The 13,837-nt window shown below is 68.0% G+C and carries 15 protein-coding genes; 9 read left to right on the top strand and 6 right to left on the bottom strand.

What is annotated here, in order from left to right; genetic code table 11:
* Position 1 precedes the first annotated feature (1 nt).
* From ACFVH5_RS06270 to ACFVH5_RS06260, 3 genes are read left to right on the top strand one after another with little or no spacing between them, the layout of a single operon-like run.
* Positions 2-598 carry a GNAT family N-acetyltransferase gene (locus ACFVH5_RS06270; RefSeq protein WP_385832427.1) on the top strand — a complete coding sequence of 199 codons (597 nt, stop codon included), beginning with the start codon at positions 2-4 and terminating at the stop codon, positions 596-598.
* Positions 595-1,623: a C45 family autoproteolytic acyltransferase/hydolase gene (locus ACFVH5_RS06265; RefSeq protein ID WP_385832426.1), complete on the top strand. Its 1,029-nt coding sequence runs from the start codon at positions 595-597 to the stop codon at positions 1,621-1,623. Before ACFVH5_RS06270 ends, ACFVH5_RS06265 begins: the two co-directional genes overlap by 4 nt.
* Positions 1,624-1,653: 30 nt before the next feature.
* Entirely contained in the window at positions 1,654-2,910 is a 1,257-nt protein-coding gene (locus tag ACFVH5_RS06260; protein WP_385832425.1) for a cytochrome P450, read from the top strand.
* A gap of 29 nt (positions 2,911-2,939) precedes the next feature.
* On the opposite strand, the gene ACFVH5_RS06255 is transcribed toward ACFVH5_RS06260, so the two are convergent.
* The 3 genes from ACFVH5_RS06255 to ACFVH5_RS06245 are packed head-to-tail and all read right to left on the bottom strand — an operon-like array spanning position 2,940 to position 4,527.
* Positions 2,940-3,122: a hypothetical protein gene (locus ACFVH5_RS06255; protein ID WP_385832424.1), complete on the bottom strand. Its 183-nt coding sequence runs from the start codon at positions 3,120-3,122 to the stop codon at positions 2,940-2,942.
* A gap of 32 nt (positions 3,123-3,154) precedes the next feature.
* Positions 3,155-3,706 carry a hypothetical protein gene (locus tag ACFVH5_RS06250; protein WP_385832423.1) on the bottom strand — a complete coding sequence of 184 codons (552 nt, stop codon included), beginning with the start codon at positions 3,704-3,706 and terminating at the stop codon, positions 3,155-3,157.
* Between the two features lie 59 nt (positions 3,707-3,765).
* A complete protein-coding gene (locus tag ACFVH5_RS06245; protein WP_385832422.1) occupies positions 3,766-4,527 on the bottom strand; it encodes a sulfite exporter TauE/SafE family protein in 762 nt (253 codons plus the stop codon).
* A gap of 83 nt (positions 4,528-4,610) precedes the next feature.
* Here ACFVH5_RS06245 and ACFVH5_RS06240 point away from each other — a divergent pair, with 83 nt between their 5' ends.
* From ACFVH5_RS06240 to ACFVH5_RS06230, 3 genes are all read left to right on the top strand, one after another.
* The gene (locus ACFVH5_RS06240; protein WP_385832421.1) at positions 4,611-5,561 is read left to right on the top strand and encodes a LysR family transcriptional regulator; all 951 of its coding nucleotides are present in this window, start codon (positions 4,611-4,613) and stop codon (positions 5,559-5,561) included.
* A gap of 153 nt (positions 5,562-5,714) precedes the next feature.
* Positions 5,715-5,867 (top strand): hypothetical protein, encoded by a 153-nt coding sequence (locus ACFVH5_RS06235; protein WP_385832420.1) that lies wholly within the window; start codon positions 5,715-5,717, stop codon positions 5,865-5,867.
* Positions 5,868-5,914: 47 nt separating this feature from the next.
* Positions 5,915-6,286, top strand: coding sequence for a hypothetical protein (locus ACFVH5_RS06230; protein ID WP_385832419.1), 372 nt, complete (start codon positions 5,915-5,917; stop codon positions 6,284-6,286).
* A 129-nt stretch (positions 6,287-6,415) separates the two neighbouring features.
* Here the strand turns inward: ACFVH5_RS06230 and ACFVH5_RS06225 are convergent, their stop codons facing one another.
* Positions 6,416-7,201 carry an SDR family NAD(P)-dependent oxidoreductase gene (locus ACFVH5_RS06225; RefSeq protein ID WP_385832418.1) on the bottom strand — a complete coding sequence of 262 codons (786 nt, stop codon included), beginning with the start codon at positions 7,199-7,201 and terminating at the stop codon, positions 6,416-6,418.
* Positions 7,202-7,286: 85 nt separating this feature from the next.
* Between ACFVH5_RS06225 and ACFVH5_RS06220 the strand changes: the two genes are divergently transcribed.
* The gene (locus ACFVH5_RS06220) at positions 7,287-8,144 is read left to right on the top strand and encodes a helix-turn-helix domain-containing protein (RefSeq protein ID WP_385832417.1); all 858 of its coding nucleotides are present in this window, start codon (positions 7,287-7,289) and stop codon (positions 8,142-8,144) included.
* A gap of 592 nt (positions 8,145-8,736) precedes the next feature.
* On the opposite strand, the gene ACFVH5_RS06215 is transcribed toward ACFVH5_RS06220, so the two are convergent.
* The gene (locus ACFVH5_RS06215; protein ID WP_385832416.1) at positions 8,737-9,393 is read right to left on the bottom strand and encodes an HNH endonuclease family protein; all 657 of its coding nucleotides are present in this window, start codon (positions 9,391-9,393) and stop codon (positions 8,737-8,739) included.
* 545 nt (positions 9,394-9,938) lie between these two features.
* On the opposite strand from ACFVH5_RS06215, the gene ACFVH5_RS06210 reads away from it, so the two are divergent.
* Positions 9,939-10,157 carry a DUF6207 family protein gene (locus tag ACFVH5_RS06210; RefSeq protein ID WP_385832415.1) on the top strand — a complete coding sequence of 73 codons (219 nt, stop codon included), beginning with the start codon at positions 9,939-9,941 and terminating at the stop codon, positions 10,155-10,157.
* A 51-nt stretch (positions 10,158-10,208) separates the two neighbouring features.
* On the opposite strand, the gene ACFVH5_RS06205 is transcribed toward ACFVH5_RS06210, so the two are convergent.
* Positions 10,209-10,454: an HD domain-containing protein gene (locus tag ACFVH5_RS06205; protein WP_385832513.1), complete on the bottom strand. Its 246-nt coding sequence runs from the start codon at positions 10,452-10,454 to the stop codon at positions 10,209-10,211.
* 584 nt (positions 10,455-11,038) lie between these two features.
* Between ACFVH5_RS06205 and ACFVH5_RS06200 the strand changes: the two genes are divergently transcribed.
* Entirely contained in the window at positions 11,039-13,471 is a 2,433-nt protein-coding gene (locus ACFVH5_RS06200; protein WP_385832414.1) for a tetratricopeptide repeat protein, read from the top strand.
* Positions 13,472-13,837 lie beyond the last annotated feature (366 nt).

Raw genomic sequence — 13,837 nt, 5'->3', positions numbered from 1 at the left:
GATGAGCTGGTCCGAGCAAGCCGGGACCGTACTCGACAACGGCGTCGTCCGCCTGCGGCCCCTCACAGCCGCCGACCGGGAGCCGATCCGGTCGGTAGCAATGGATCCGGGCATCTGGCGCTACTTCGTGGCGCTGGTCAGCGACGAGGCGTCCTTCGAGACCTTCTTCGACGCGATGATCGCTGACCAGGAGGCCGGTCGGCGGGTCGTCTTCCACATCACCGACCTGGCCACCGGCCGGACCGCCGGGTCGATGAGCTACGGCAACCTGTCCGAAGCCGATGGCCGGCTGGAGATCGGCTGGTCCTGGCTCGGCCGGGACTTCCGCGGCACGGGAGTCAACCGCCAGGCCAAGTTGCTGTTGCTGCGGAACGCTTTCGAACGGCTCGGCGCCGAGCGGGTGGAGTTCAAGACCGACCGGCGCAACGAGCAGGCTCGCCGTGCCCTGCGCAACATCGGCGCCACGGAGGAAGGCATTCTGCGCAGCTTCAACCCGATGCCGGACGGCACCCGTCGCGACGCCGTCTACTACAGCGTCCTCAGCAGCGAGTGGCCCTCGGTGCGCGACCGGCTGACGGCCACGGCGGGCACCCGGTGACAACGCCCTTCGCGGTGGCGCACGTCGTCGCCCGAGGAGAGCCGTACGACATCGGCTTCGCGCACGGCGCCGCCCTGAAAGAGCGGCTGCGTGCCTTCCTCGACGACGGCGTCGGCCGACTCAACCAACTGCTGCCCACTGCGGTGTCGGTCGCCGACCTGTCCGACGACATCGCCGCCCACCGGGTGGAGATCACCCGGTCGACACCCCGCCTGGCCGACGAGATCGCCGGACTCGCGGCCGGCGCCGGACTGACCCTCGACGAGGCCACTCTGCTCCAGCTGCGCCGCGAGATCGTCGGATACCGGCAGATCCCCACCCGGGGTGACTGCACCACCTACGCCCGTCCGGGGGTGCTGGCGCAGACCGTGGACCTCAACGGGAATCTGGACGACCAGATCGCGGTCCTCGAAGTCGGCTGCGGCGACCGCAGGGCCCTCGTGCTCAGCTTCGCCGGGCTGCTCGGCTACCTCGGCGTCAATTCCCGGGGCCTCGCGGTCGGTCTGAACCTGGTCCTCGGCGGGCGCTGGAGTCCGGGCGTGCCGCCGTATCTGGCCATCCGCCACATCCTCGACCTCGCGACCTCGGTGGCATCGGCCGTCGCCGCGCTGCGCTCACTGCCCTTCGCTAGCTCCCGTACGATCGTGCTCGCCGATGCCACCGAGACCGCCTGCGTAGAGGTCATCGGCGGCGAGTACCGGGTCATGACATCAGCGGAGTCGGTGCACACCAACCATTTCCTCGCCCCGGACTTCACGAGCCGGGACGAACTGAACGTCTTCGCACGCAACTCCTCTCTGCGCCGGTTCCAGGCAGCCGAGGCCGGTCTGCGGGACCTGCCTGCCGACGCAGATCCCGATGAGCACTTCGCGGTGCTGTCGCAACCTCCGATCTGCGTCGCCGACGACGGGGACATCCGCCGGGAGCGCACCGTCGCCGCCGTCGTCCTCGACACGAAGAACAGAGCGCTGCATCTACGGCCGGGTGATCCCCGGCTGTCGAGAACCCGTTCCTTCGCCCTCTGATCCGTCTCACCGCTACCGGAGGTCAAGCCCGTGGAAGACCTGCCCATCCGTGCGATGCCGGATGACCTGACCCGTGTGAACCTGGGAGATCCGCAGACGTTCGCGGACTACGACCTGAGCGGTTACTGGCGCACCCTGCGGGCGACCCGGCCGCTCTACCGGCATCCGGCGGTCGGGGACAGCCCGGGCTTTTGGGTACTCAGCCGGTACGACGACATCGTCGCGCTCTACCGGGACAACGTCACCTTCATCTCGGAGCGCGGCAACGTCCTGATCACGCTACTCGGCGAAGGTGACTCGGCGGCCGGCCTGATGGTCCCGGTGACCGACGGGCAGCGGCACAAGGAGTTGCGCAATGTGCTGTTGAAGGCCTTCTCGCCGCGCGTCCTGAACCGGATCGGCGAGCAGGTACGACGGAACGCCCGGGCACGGCTGGCGGCGGCGGTCGACCGCGGCGCGTGCGATTTCGCGCTGGACGTCGCGAGCAAGATTCCCATGATCACGATCTGCGACCTGCTCGGCGTGCCGAGCCAGGACCAGGAGTACATGCTCACCTTGACCAAGTCCGCGATCAGTTCGGACGACCAACCGGAGTACTCCGCTGCGGCAGACGCCGCCCGCAACGAGATCCTTCAGTACTTCCTCGGCATGGTCGAAGAGCGCCGTGTCGCGCCGCAGGACGACGTGGTCAGCGTGCTGGCCGGCAGCACGGTCGACGGCGAGTTCCTCAGTGAGGACGAGATCGTCCTCAACTGCTACAGCCTGATCCTCGGCGGGGACGCGACCGCCCGCCTCACGATGATCGACTCCGTGCACAGCTTCGGCTCCCATCCGGATCAGTGGGCGGCGTTCAAGCGGGGTGACGTGTCCGTCAAACAGGCGACCGAAGAGGTACTGCGCTGGGCCTCACCGACCATGCACTTCGGCCGCACCGCAGTACAGGACACGGAGATCCACGGCACCCCGATCAAGGCCGGTGACGTGGTGACGGTGTGGAACGTCTCAGGAAACCGCGACGAGCGCATCTTCGCCGACCCGGACCGGTTCCTCATCGGCCGGTCGCCGAACAAGCACATCGCCTTCGGGCACGGTCCGCACTACTGCATCGGCGCGTACCTGGCGAGGCTGGAGATCTCCGAGGTGCTGCTCGCGCTCCGCGACTTCACCACCGGGTTCGAGATCGCCGGGCCGGTTCGCCGGATCTACTCCAACCTCCTCACCGGGATCAGCAGCCTGCCGGTACGTTTCGAACCAGTGTCGGCCGATGTGGAGGAATTGGTGCTCTGAACCGGATGGACACGCTCCGGCACCGCTTGCTAGTCCGGCCGGCGATCCACTGCCGAGGCGACCGGCACAAGGAGGAAAAAGCAGATACCGGCGAGCGCGCAGAGAACCGTCAGCAGCGTTTCGCCCGTGACGCCGGCGAGCAGTGCGAAGGCCAGGACACGCACGGCGAGCAACCGCAGCAGCCGTGCCACGTCGGATGGCGAGGTGTCCACGTCGTCTCTCCTCGTTTCGGGAACATTCGGGGTCAGGGGTGTTCCTCAGCACATCGTTGAAGATCCCGCCGGACCAGGCCACCGGAGACCGGTGCGGTGCCGAGGTCGCCGTCGCCATCCTCGTGGCGCAGCACCCAGTCGTCGAGGTCGAGGGCGGTTTCCAGCGGCTCCCTGGCCATGTGGGCCCGAAGGCAGTTCGCCTCTTCGGCGGCTCCACCCGCGTGAGTCCCCTTGGGGAAGATCAGTTCTTCCCGGAAAGCGGCCTCGGACATCGCAAAACGCACCCGCGCAGTGCGGGGAGGCACCCCCAGGATGCTCCCGATGAGCTGCCAGTCGGCGCCGGCCATGCGCTCGAACACCGCGGCGGCTTCGAGCAACCGCTGCGCGATGGCGAGAATCCGGGCCGCGTCGGCCAGCACGGCGCCCGGCGCACGGGTGGTGCCGTCGGGATTCAACTCATGCTCGCCGATCGGGACTCCGGCGCGCGCCAGGTCGGCCAGTTCACATGCCTCGTAGGCCATCACCAGCCTCGCTCTCGCTGCCTCTGTGTAGGGAGCGATAGCTCCCTCGCCGCTTTCGGTCATGTCAGTCAGCCTCGGCTCCCTAGGACGGGCAATGGGGCGGCGCGCCTTCCCACAGGGGCTCACCCGCGCAGGAAGTAGAGGACGGTGGTGATCACGGCCGTCGTCAGGATGACGCCCCGCAACAGCCAGGCGGGCAGACGTCGGGCGAGGTGGGCGCCGCCGAAACCGCCGACCACGGCGCCCACCAGCATGGCGATGAGGAGACCCGGGGCGCTCAGCACGTCAGAGGCCATGAGGAACAGCACGGTCGCGCTGAGGTAGATGGCCGCGAGCTGGGCGATCCGCATCGGGTTGCTCGCCGCGGCATCGAGGCCAAGGCCTATGCTCCACAGCGCCATCATCATGATGCCTACGGCACCGCCGAAGTATCCACCGTAGACAGCAAGGAAGAACTGTCCGACCAGAACGACTCGTGAACTCATGCCGACCGAGCGGCCCAGCAGTCTGCCCAGCCCTCTGGAGAGGTGCCGCCCAAAGGCGAGGACCACCGTAGCGAAGGCGAGCAGCCACGGCGCCGCAGTGTCGAACGACGACGCGGGCAGGACCAGCAGCAGACCAGCACCGACTCCACCGCCCAAGACACTGATCACTGTCAGCGCCCTCGTGGACGTAGACCCAAGCTGGGCGAGCTCATTTCGGTACACCCATGCGCTGGCCACGGCACCGGGTACAAGAGCGACTCGCGACACCGCGTTCGCCGTCACCGGTGACAGGCCGAACGCGACCAGAGCGGGCAGCGCAACGAACGTACCTCCGCCACCCATGGCGTTCAGGACTCCAGCGGCGACGCCGGCCAGCAGAACAAGCGATAACTCGAACACACGCCAAGCATCGCCCGGTGACGATCTGATCCACAATGCGTAATCGGCGAACCCAGCCTTAGCCTGAGCCTTAGTCTGAGCCGATGCGCTACGACCTGGACGACCTGCGGCTCTTTCTCCACATCATCACGGAGGGGTCGATCACTGGGGGCGCTCGCCGCATGCATCTAAGCCTGCCTTCGGCCAGCGCCAGGGTGCGCGCACTGGAGCACCACGCCGGCGTGGCACTGCTGATCCGCGGCCGACGAGGCGTGCGGCCTACACCAGCGGGGACGACGCTGACCCGCCACGCCCGCGAGGTACTCGCCCAGACCGCGCGACTTGAAAGCGCCGTCGCAAGCTACACCCGGTCCCCAACCGCTCCACTGACCCTGCTGGGCGGCGGCTCCGCGATGCACCGACTCGTGCCGCAGGCCCTGGTCTCGTTCCTGCGCGCACACCCAGACATCGATGTCAGGGTGTCCGAGAGCCGCACCCCGCAGACTGTGCGGATGCTCGCCGACGGCGAGGCTGACCTGGGGGTCGTCCTCGACGATGAGGCCCACGACTGCGGCCTGCGCATGGAACCCCTGGGTGACGACTCCCTCGTCGTGATCGGCCAGGCTGGAGGAGTCCTTGCCGGTCGGACCGCGCTGACCTACAGCGAGGTCGCCGAGCATCCTCTCGTCGGGCTCAACGGCGACTCCTCGCTGCGCCGCTGGATCGAAAAACACCTGAGCCCCCACGCTCCAGTGGTGCGCCACCGCACCACCGTCGCCAACCTGACCGTCCTCGTCGCCCTCGCCGCCGCCGGCGTCGGGATCGCCGTCGTACCACGTCGCGCCATCGACCCTCAACTGCCCCTCGACGTGTGCGTACTGCAAGACCCCTGGGCTCGCCGCCGCCATCTATTGGCCTGGGGCGTCAAGGACAGCACCGCGTCGACGGCGACCCCAGCACTCGCCGAACACCTACGCCACGCGGCCCTATCTGAACTTTCCTCCCGCAACACCCCCACAGAGCCCGTCAGCCTGTCTCCCTTCCTCGACGACTGACATGATCTCAGTGCACCTCTTTCATCCTGGGGCCTGAGGAGTGAAACAGACTGGTCAGCGTGGTGGAGATGCGGCGAAGCCCCTCGCCGTTGGTGTAGTGATCTCACTCAACACGCCTACAGTCGGGGGGCTTCGGTGGTTCCGTATCCTTCCATGCTCGACGTCCCGTGCGAGCTGGTCGAGAATGTCTCCTGGCTCGTCTACGCCCGACGACGTGAACTTCGCTCCCCATGGCGGAAGCTGAGCTGCTTCAAGCAGGCCCTGCTGACACTGACCAGCCTGCGGAAGAACGAGACGTTCACATAGGTCGGCGCCGGGTTCGGGGTGGCGGAGTTGACAGCCTGGCCGTCGGCATGACGATGGAGGAACTCGTCTGCGGCATCTGTGCCGCGGCTGTCCGCCGTGGCCTGCGCTCAGGCACGGACGAAGCGCGGGTGCGTAAATGGCAGCGCGGCACCGCGCCCAACGCCGAGTCCCAGGTCTACATCGCCGAGGCGCTGGGCTGGCCTGCGGACATGGTCCGTGCCGACGACTGGCCGATCTGGCTGCCGCGCACCGGCGACGGCGTCATCCCGCTCGGCGACCACAGCTCTGTGCCCGCCCTCAGAGAGGCCCTGCGAACCGCGATGGACCGCCGCACCTCTTCACGATCTCCGGTGCCACCCTGTCCGCGCTGGCCGCGGACTGGGCCGCCGGCCCCACCAGCGCACTCGCCGAGGCCGTGATCTGGCCGCCCGGCCCGCCGAGCGCCCCGTCCAGGGATCGCCCACCAGCAGCGTCGGAACGCCTCACGGCCCGGCGCCAGCGCGTTGGCCCGTACGCGGATGGCGGGGGCGTTCCGGTCGGGCCCCGGCTCAGGCCCCGGCGCCGCCGTCGACCGGCAGGATCGCGCCGGTCACCATGGAGGCGCGGTCACTGAGCAGCCAGGCCGCCGCTTCGGCGACCTCGCGGGGCTCGGCCATGCGGCCGAGCGGGGTGGATGCCTCGATGCGCTCGACGATGCCGGGCGTGGCGGCTTCCCAGGCGTCGATCATCTCGGTGGCGGTGCCGCCGGGGGTGATGCCGTTCACCCGGATCCCGGCAGGAGCCCAGTTGACCGCGGCCGTCTCGGTGAGGCTGTTGAGGGCACGCTTCATCGCGCCGTACGCGGGCAGGGCCGGGTTCGCACGGCGGCTGCCGATGCTGGAGGTGTTGACGACGGCCCCGCCGCCGCCCTGGCGCATGAGCGCGGCCTCGGCGTTCATGGCGGTCCAGTGTGCGCGGAAGTTCACGGTGAACTGCTCCTCGATGTCCGCGTCCGTGGTGCTGTCGACCGGGCCGGGCTGCTGCTGGCCGGCGGCGCCGTTGTTGAACGCGCCGTCGAGCCGTCCGTGGCGTTGCCCGACGCGGTCGATGGCGGCACGGATGCTCGCACGGTCGGCGAGGTCAAGGGTGACGGCGTCGGCGACGCCGCCGTCCGCGCGGATCTCGGCGACGAGGCGATCGAGGGCGTCGGCGCTCCGGGCTGCGAGCACGACCTTCGCGCCCTCCCGTGCGAAGAGCCGTGCCGCGGCAGCGCCGATGCCGCGGCTGGCGCCGGTGATGAACACGACCTTGTCGTTCAGCAGGCCGATGGGGGTGTGGGTGGTGTCGTTGGTCATGCCGGAAGTGTTCGCCGGTTCCGGAACCGGATGCAGGCACAAGTCGTACCAGGATGGCGCCCGGCCGGGCGCGCACACTCGGTGTATGGACAAACAAGAGCTGGGGGCCTTTCTGCGGAGCCGTCGCGAACGGCTCCGGCCCCAGGACGTGGGTATGCCATCGGGTCCGCGGCGCCGGACAACGGGTCTGCGCCGCGAGGAGGTGGCGGTCCTCGCGCACATCTCCACGGAGTACTACGTCCGTCTCGAACAGGGCCGGGCCGCCTCACGTCCCTCGGCAGAGGTTCTCGCCGGCATCGCGGGCGCCCTGCTGCTCACCGACGCCGAATCCGATCATCTTCATGTCCTCGCCGGTACCGCGCCCAGCAACACCAGACGGCACCGGCGCGACGTCCGCCCGAGCATCCTCGCCCTGCTCGAACGGCTTCCCCAGACGGCAGGCTTCGTCCTGTCCGCCACGTTCGAGGTACTCGCGTGGAACGACCTCGCCGCCGCCCTCATGGAGGACTTCGCCGAGCTCACGCCCAGGAACCGCAACCTCGCCCGCAGGGCATTCCTCGGTCACCACTCCCCCGGCGCCCCGCCCTACGGCGTGCGGGACCTCACCGAGTTCCGGCACCAGGCCGTCATGAGCCTGCGCAGCACCCTTGCGCGCTATCCCGCCGACCCCGCGGTCACGGACCTGATCGACGAACTCCGCGAGGGCAGTGCCGAGTTCGCCACGCTCTGGGACCGTCACGACGTGCTGGCCACGCCCACCCTCACGAAGACGTTCCACCATCCCGCCGTCGGCAGGATCACTGTCGACTGCGACTCCCTGGCCCTCACCGAACGCGACCAGCACCTGGTGCTCTACAGCGCCCCGCACGGGTCTCCGAGCGCTGAGGCGCTGGCCCTCCTCAATGTCCTGGGAGCGTCGGCCATCGACTATCAAAACCCCTGACATGACGCCGTGAACCCCAGAGGGCATTTCGCGCCCCAGCGCGGTGGGATGCGCGCCTGAGCGGCCCCGGGCGGGGTGTGCCCGGGGCATGACGGACCGTCGTGCGTATCCGGGGGATCAGGCGGCCGTGATGCTGTGATGAGGTGCGGGTGCGGGTGCGGGTGTGGGAGACCGTTCGCGCCGGACCCGCAGAGGGCCAGGCGCCCATGCCGGTAAGGCGCCAACAGCCCATGCATCCGCGAGACTTCAAAGACTTCGTCAGCCGACGGGCGAAAGCGCAAGGCTACGGTCTCGCCCCCCAAGACGGCCGGACCAGGCTCACCAAGGACACCGGCCTGTCACAGAACGCCATAACCGCCATTGCGACGGGGAAGCACAGACCCCCGCCGACCCGTGGAGGAACCTCGCCGACAAACTGCTGTGCCAGCACAAAGACCTGCTCCGTGCAGCCGACATCCTCAAACGTGCCAGCGACCCAAAGAAGAGGAGCCCACGGGAAGTTGCGCTCGACCTGGGCCTGTCGAACAAGAATGTCACCTTGTTCGAGGAGATCGTGGCTGCGTTGCTGAAGTCTGAGAAGCAGTAACCCTCGCTACGGCGCCGGCTCGTAGTCGACCGTCTCCTGCCCGCAGCCCGCCGCGAGTTCGGTCAGGGCGCCGCGCTCACGGTCATCAACGGCCAGCTGCCAGCGCAGCTTCGTCGCCACCCAGTCCGCGGTGTACGTGCAGCGCGCGTCGGCAAGGGGCGGGGTCCAGTCGGCCGGGTCCTGGTCGGACTTCGATCGGTTGGTGCGGGCGGTGACTGCGACGAGGGACCTCTCGGCATCGAGGTCGTTGGCGTAGGCCTCCCGACGGGCCGCGGTCCAGGCAGAGGCCCCGGAGTCCCAGGCTTCGGCCAGCGGCACCATGTGGTCGATGTCCAGACCGCCCGGCGCGGTCAGGGTGACGCCGTCGTAGTAGGAGAACCACGTCCCCGCTGTCACCTTGCAGCCCGCCTCGACGGTCGGCTCGGTACGCGATTCGGCGATCAGTACCTCCATGCGGGTCGAGCATCCGTCCCGGTCGGCATCCACCCAGTGCTTGAACGAGGTGCGCTGATAGCCGTCCCGGGACTCGACACCGGACGGCAGCAAGTCGACGGCTTCGGCGAGCGGAAGCGACGCGGCATGCTGCGCGGCAGCAGCCGGGACGGCGAGGGGCAGGGCGAGGAAGGCGGCGGCCAGCAGGCCACGCGACAGAGTCTTGAGCATGCTGCGTTGATATCTGGCCCACAGCCGGCCCCGACGCCGAACGCGGTCAGCGTCACCCGGCCGCCGCAACAGTCATATCGGCGCCCGCGCAGCCGCATGGCCTCCCGTGGGGAGCCGGGAGGCGGCGGGTCCTGCCGCCGACGGGACGGCAGGACCCTGCGACAGGGCGTCCACCTGGGGGTTTGGCGGGGCCCGGACCGACAGAGTGCACCACAAACCGGCCACAGGCATAGATCCCGGCCGAAAAGAGTTGATCGAGTCGCTGTCAGACGTACCGGCTATGACGAGCGAACGGCCGCCCCTTGCACCACCGGAGACGGGCTCTCGCCGGAGAGCGCCGAACTCGCTCGGGCTGCGGGCGCGGGCTGCGGGCAGGAGACCCTCGACCACCAGAGCGCGCCATAGCCACGCTCCTGAACCGACCCGCCGGTGACCGCCCAAGACAGGTTTGCGGCGCCTACGGGCGGCCAGACCCGGTCGGGTGAACAAGCCTGGCCGACAGAACCCTGCACCACGGCCGGCACGTCGTATCAGGCATGAAACCGATGACTGACGCACACGTGGCCCGGCCCGGCCTGGCCGTGGTGGAGATCGCAGCCGCCGACGACGCAACCACCTTCGCCATCCAGCAACTACTCGCCGCACACTGCGCCATTGCACCCGCGGACCGGACCACGAGGGAACCCGGCGAGCCCGGCGTACGACTGCGCTGCTTCCTCGACCTGCACCAAGAACCCGACGCGGGCACGGGGCGACGTTCGTGACCGTGCGGGTGGCGCGCTTCAGCGGAGGATCTCTGCGGGCGCGGGGGCGACTCAGGCAGCGCTCCCGAACAACCGGGCCCGTCCAAGATCACCCGGCATCCTCAACCTAGCGGCAATGCAACGCCGTTGACCATCAGACAGATAGCAGTCCCACAAGAACAAGCCCATCGCCGCCGCATCCAGCAGATGCCGTACCAACAGATATGGACCCTGCCCAGGATCCAGCCCCCGCGACTTTCCCCGCGCCGACTCATCCACCTCTACAGACAGACCACCCACAACGCCCCCTACCAGCATCGGCTGCAAGCCCAGCCCCAGACCTAACCCCACACCACTGACAACCCCAGAGCACAACCCGATACAGTCCACCTGTGCACGCCCCGCTCACCCGTCTCCCATGCAAAGAGACGGCAAAGCAACCACTAATAACCAGGTCAGGATGTGTGATCCCCGCCGACGCGGGGGTGGTTCGTCCCAGTGGGGGGAACCTGCCTGCCCAGCTCCAGTGGTCCCCGCCGACGCGGAGGTTGTCGGCGCAGCCCTGGAGCGACGACCCCACCCCGCGGTAGATCTACGCGGCCCGCGCCGACCAGCAGCCGTCCGCCTGTGGCCGACATACTCCCGAAGAAGAGACCAACTGGCAGCGGCACCTGCAGGACGAGGCGGAGTCCGTACGCGCCTGCAAGGCTCTTCGTGTCGCTCTGGAAATCGCAGGTTTGACGCTACGGCTGACCAGTCCGCCGAAGCTCCAAGGGGCCCGCGGTACGCAGTGTCATCGTGTCGATGATCCCATCTGGCCATCGGCACACCGCAGCCCGGCGGGCATAGTGAGAACGGGGGGCATCGAACGGCTGCAAACATGCGGACGAAGGGGGAAGCACGTGGCAGCAGAGGAGCGTCGAGGACGCTCACGTGGGGATCTGATCCGACAGCGCATGCGATCGCAGTTCGTTGGCCGGCGACCACAGTTGATGCTGTTCGCGGAGAACCTGGCCAAGGACCCGGCTCCGGAATCCGGCGAGGATCCAGCGGAGTTTCTGTTTCACGTGCAGGGAGTGGGTGGTGTGGGGAAGTCCACGCTGCTGCGCCAGTGGGAGGACATAGCCCGTCGCGCCGGCGCCATCACTGCGGTGGTGGACGAGAGTGGCGCGCACGATGTGCAGCAGGCGATGGTGGAGCTGGCGCGTCAAATGGCCCAGCAGGAGGGCCCGCTGCGAGCGTTCGACCGAGCCGTCGAGCAGTTCCGCCGGGAACAGGACGCTTTGATCACCGAGGCGCCCGCGGTGGACAGCGAAGCCTCGGTGTCGAGCCGCCTGATCACACAGGCCGCGCTCGGTGCGGCGTCACTGCTCCCGGGGGCCGCAGCACTAACCGCAATGACCAATCCCGATGCCGCCGCCCAGGGACTGGAACGAATCCGGGCCGGAGCCCGAGATCTGGGGGGTCGTCGCGGACGAGGGCTCGACGCAGCGCAGGTAAGCCGGGCGTTCGTCTCCGAGCTCGGCAGGCTGTGCGAGCGGCGTCCGTGGGTGGTGCTGTTCTTCGACACCTGGGACGAGACAGGCCGGCTTCTGGACCGGTGGCTGCGAGAAATGCTCCAGGAAGCCTTCGGACCACTACCGGTCAACGTGATCGTCGTTCTGGCCGGTCGTGACGAACTGACCGAACGAGACTGGGCGCACATGCGGCCGCTGGTGGTCGACGTCCCACTGGAGGCCTTCACTCATGCAGAGGCCCGGGTCCTGCTGGCCGCCAATGGCGTGACAAGGCCAGACGTCGTGGAAGCGGTACTTCATCTGTCGAGGGGACTGCCGCTGCTCGTGGCGCTGCTGGCACGCGCTCGACCGGAAAGCACCCAGGCCGTGCACGCCAACGACAATGTGGTGGACACGGCGGTCGAACGCTTCGTTCAGTGGATCACGGATCCGCAGCAGCGCGAGACGATCCTGGCGTGCTCACTGCCCATACAGCTCAACGAGGACATCTTCGCCGCCGCCGTACCTCCTGAGGGCCGCGAACTGTGGCCGTGGCTGTGCAAACAGCCCTTCATCAGCGGACGAGGCGACTTCAAGCACTTCCACAACCTGGTCCGCGCGAGCATGGTGCGCCGACAACGCACACGCTCTCCCCAGCGCTGGAGCACCACGCACCAACAACTCGCCGACCTGTATGCGATGCAGCGCGTCCACGCCGAGCAAGACCTTCCTGAGTCAAAGCGGTGGAACGATCCCCAGTGGCGACGGCACCTGCGCGATGAGACGTACCACCGTCTGTGTGCTCATCCAACTGCACAACTGCCGGCCGCCCTGGAACATGCCGTGCACGCCGCCGATCAGGAAACTGCGGTCCTGCGACAGTGGAATGACGTCCTATGCCAGGCAGCCCACGATTGCGCTGACCAGACCCTCATCGCTTGGGCTGAACGCCTTGAGGCGGCCGCTGCCGGTGACCAGCCCGCTCTTGCAGAGCTCACCGCACTGTTGACTTGCGGGGACTTGAGTGCAGGCGCTCGGGCCTGGGCGCATACGTACCGCGGCCAGCACCTTGATCTGGCCGGTCGCACAGACGAAGCCATCACAGAACTCGACCAAGCTATCTACCTCGACCCACACAATCCGCGAGCCTGGAGCCTGCGAGGCGCGGCTCATCGTCGGCTCGGGTGCATCGATCAAGCGATCTCTGATCTGACCACCGCACTCGGCCTCGATGCCGCTGATGCACGGACCCTCGGCTCCCGAGGTATGGCCCACCACGATGCGGGCCGATACGACGACGCCGTCACCGACTGCACCAGCGCACTCGAACTCGACCCAGGCGGCACCTGGGCATTTTTCCAGCGCGGCGTTGCTCACCGGCGGGCGGGCCGCTACGACGACGCCGACAGCGACTTCACCGTCTTCCTGCACCTTTATCCAGATGCTGACCTGGCCTTCGCCCACCGTGGTCTTGCACGCAAGGCAGCAGGCCGGTACAACGGTGCCATCGCGGACTTCACCACCGCACTCGACCTCGTCCCAAGTAGCGCTTGGGCCGTTGCTGTGCGCGGCCACGCACGGTACCTGTCCGGCAAGCACGCAGAAGCCCTTGTCGATCTCAGCGCTGCGCTCAAGAAATCGGTCGCCGAGACCGCAGGCGCGTTCCTTGACACAGAGTCGGTCGCCGAGACCGCAGATGCATTCCTTGACACGGAGTTGGACCACAGCGCTGTCACGGACCTGCTCCACCTACTTGCCGAGTTGCCAGCGGACGATGAACAGATCGCAGCTTGTGTACACGAGTGTCGTCAGCTCGTCGCACCGCACACCGCACACTGACGCATCAGCCGTTCTGAACCGCCGTGGATGGTCAGCGGTAGACGCTGACGGCGGCGAGGTACAGCGCGCTGACTGTGAAAGTTGCGGCGCAGCCGATGCGCAGGGTCATGGACAGCGCCAGATGCAGCGGGCAAAGCGACCACAAATGACCAGGTCAGGAAGCGTGGTCCCCGCCGACGCGGGGTGGGCAGAACCGGCGAGTGGTCCCCGCCGACGCGCAGGTGGTTCGGAGCTGAGCCGCCATGGCATTTCCCTGGTCCTGCGGTCTTCGCTGGCCCGAGGGCGATTACCGCCGCCACTCATCAGCCAGTTGCCCACCGTGTCTGTAGCAGTGTCACAGATCGACCGGCTCCTCCACCGCCACTT

Origin of the sequence: Streptomyces sp. NPDC127119, from assembly GCF_042677425.1 — a bacterium.
In the GTDB taxonomy this organism is placed as follows: domain Bacteria; phylum Actinomycetota; class Actinomycetes; order Streptomycetales; family Streptomycetaceae; genus Streptomyces.
The sequence above is the reverse complement of the archived record's forward strand: the minus strand, read 5'-3'. Positions and strand labels throughout refer to the sequence as shown.

Coding starts and splice junctions, on each gene's coding strand:
- ACFVH5_RS06270 (WP_385832427.1), top strand. CDS start 2: ATGAGCTGGTCCGAGCAAGCCGGGACCGTACTCGACAACGGCGTCGTC.
- ACFVH5_RS06250 (WP_385832423.1), bottom strand. CDS start 3,706: ATGACCGAAAGCGGCGAGGGAGCTATCGCTCCCTACACAGAGGCAGCG.
- ACFVH5_RS06240 (WP_385832421.1), top strand. CDS start 4,611: ATGCGCTACGACCTGGACGACCTGCGGCTCTTTCTCCACATCATCACG.
- ACFVH5_RS06235 (WP_385832420.1), top strand. CDS start 5,715: ATGCTCGACGTCCCGTGCGAGCTGGTCGAGAATGTCTCCTGGCTCGTC.
- ACFVH5_RS06230 (WP_385832419.1), top strand. CDS start 5,915: ATGACGATGGAGGAACTCGTCTGCGGCATCTGTGCCGCGGCTGTCCGC.
- ACFVH5_RS06225 (WP_385832418.1), bottom strand. CDS start 7,201: ATGACCAACGACACCACCCACACCCCCATCGGCCTGCTGAACGACAAG.
- ACFVH5_RS06220 (WP_385832417.1), top strand. CDS start 7,287: ATGGACAAACAAGAGCTGGGGGCCTTTCTGCGGAGCCGTCGCGAACGG.
- ACFVH5_RS06215 (WP_385832416.1), bottom strand. CDS start 9,393: ATGCTCAAGACTCTGTCGCGTGGCCTGCTGGCCGCCGCCTTCCTCGCC.
- ACFVH5_RS06210 (WP_385832415.1), top strand. CDS start 9,939: ATGACTGACGCACACGTGGCCCGGCCCGGCCTGGCCGTGGTGGAGATC.
- ACFVH5_RS06205 (WP_385832513.1), bottom strand. CDS start 10,454: ATGCTGGTAGGGGGCGTTGTGGGTGGTCTGTCTGTAGAGGTGGATGAG.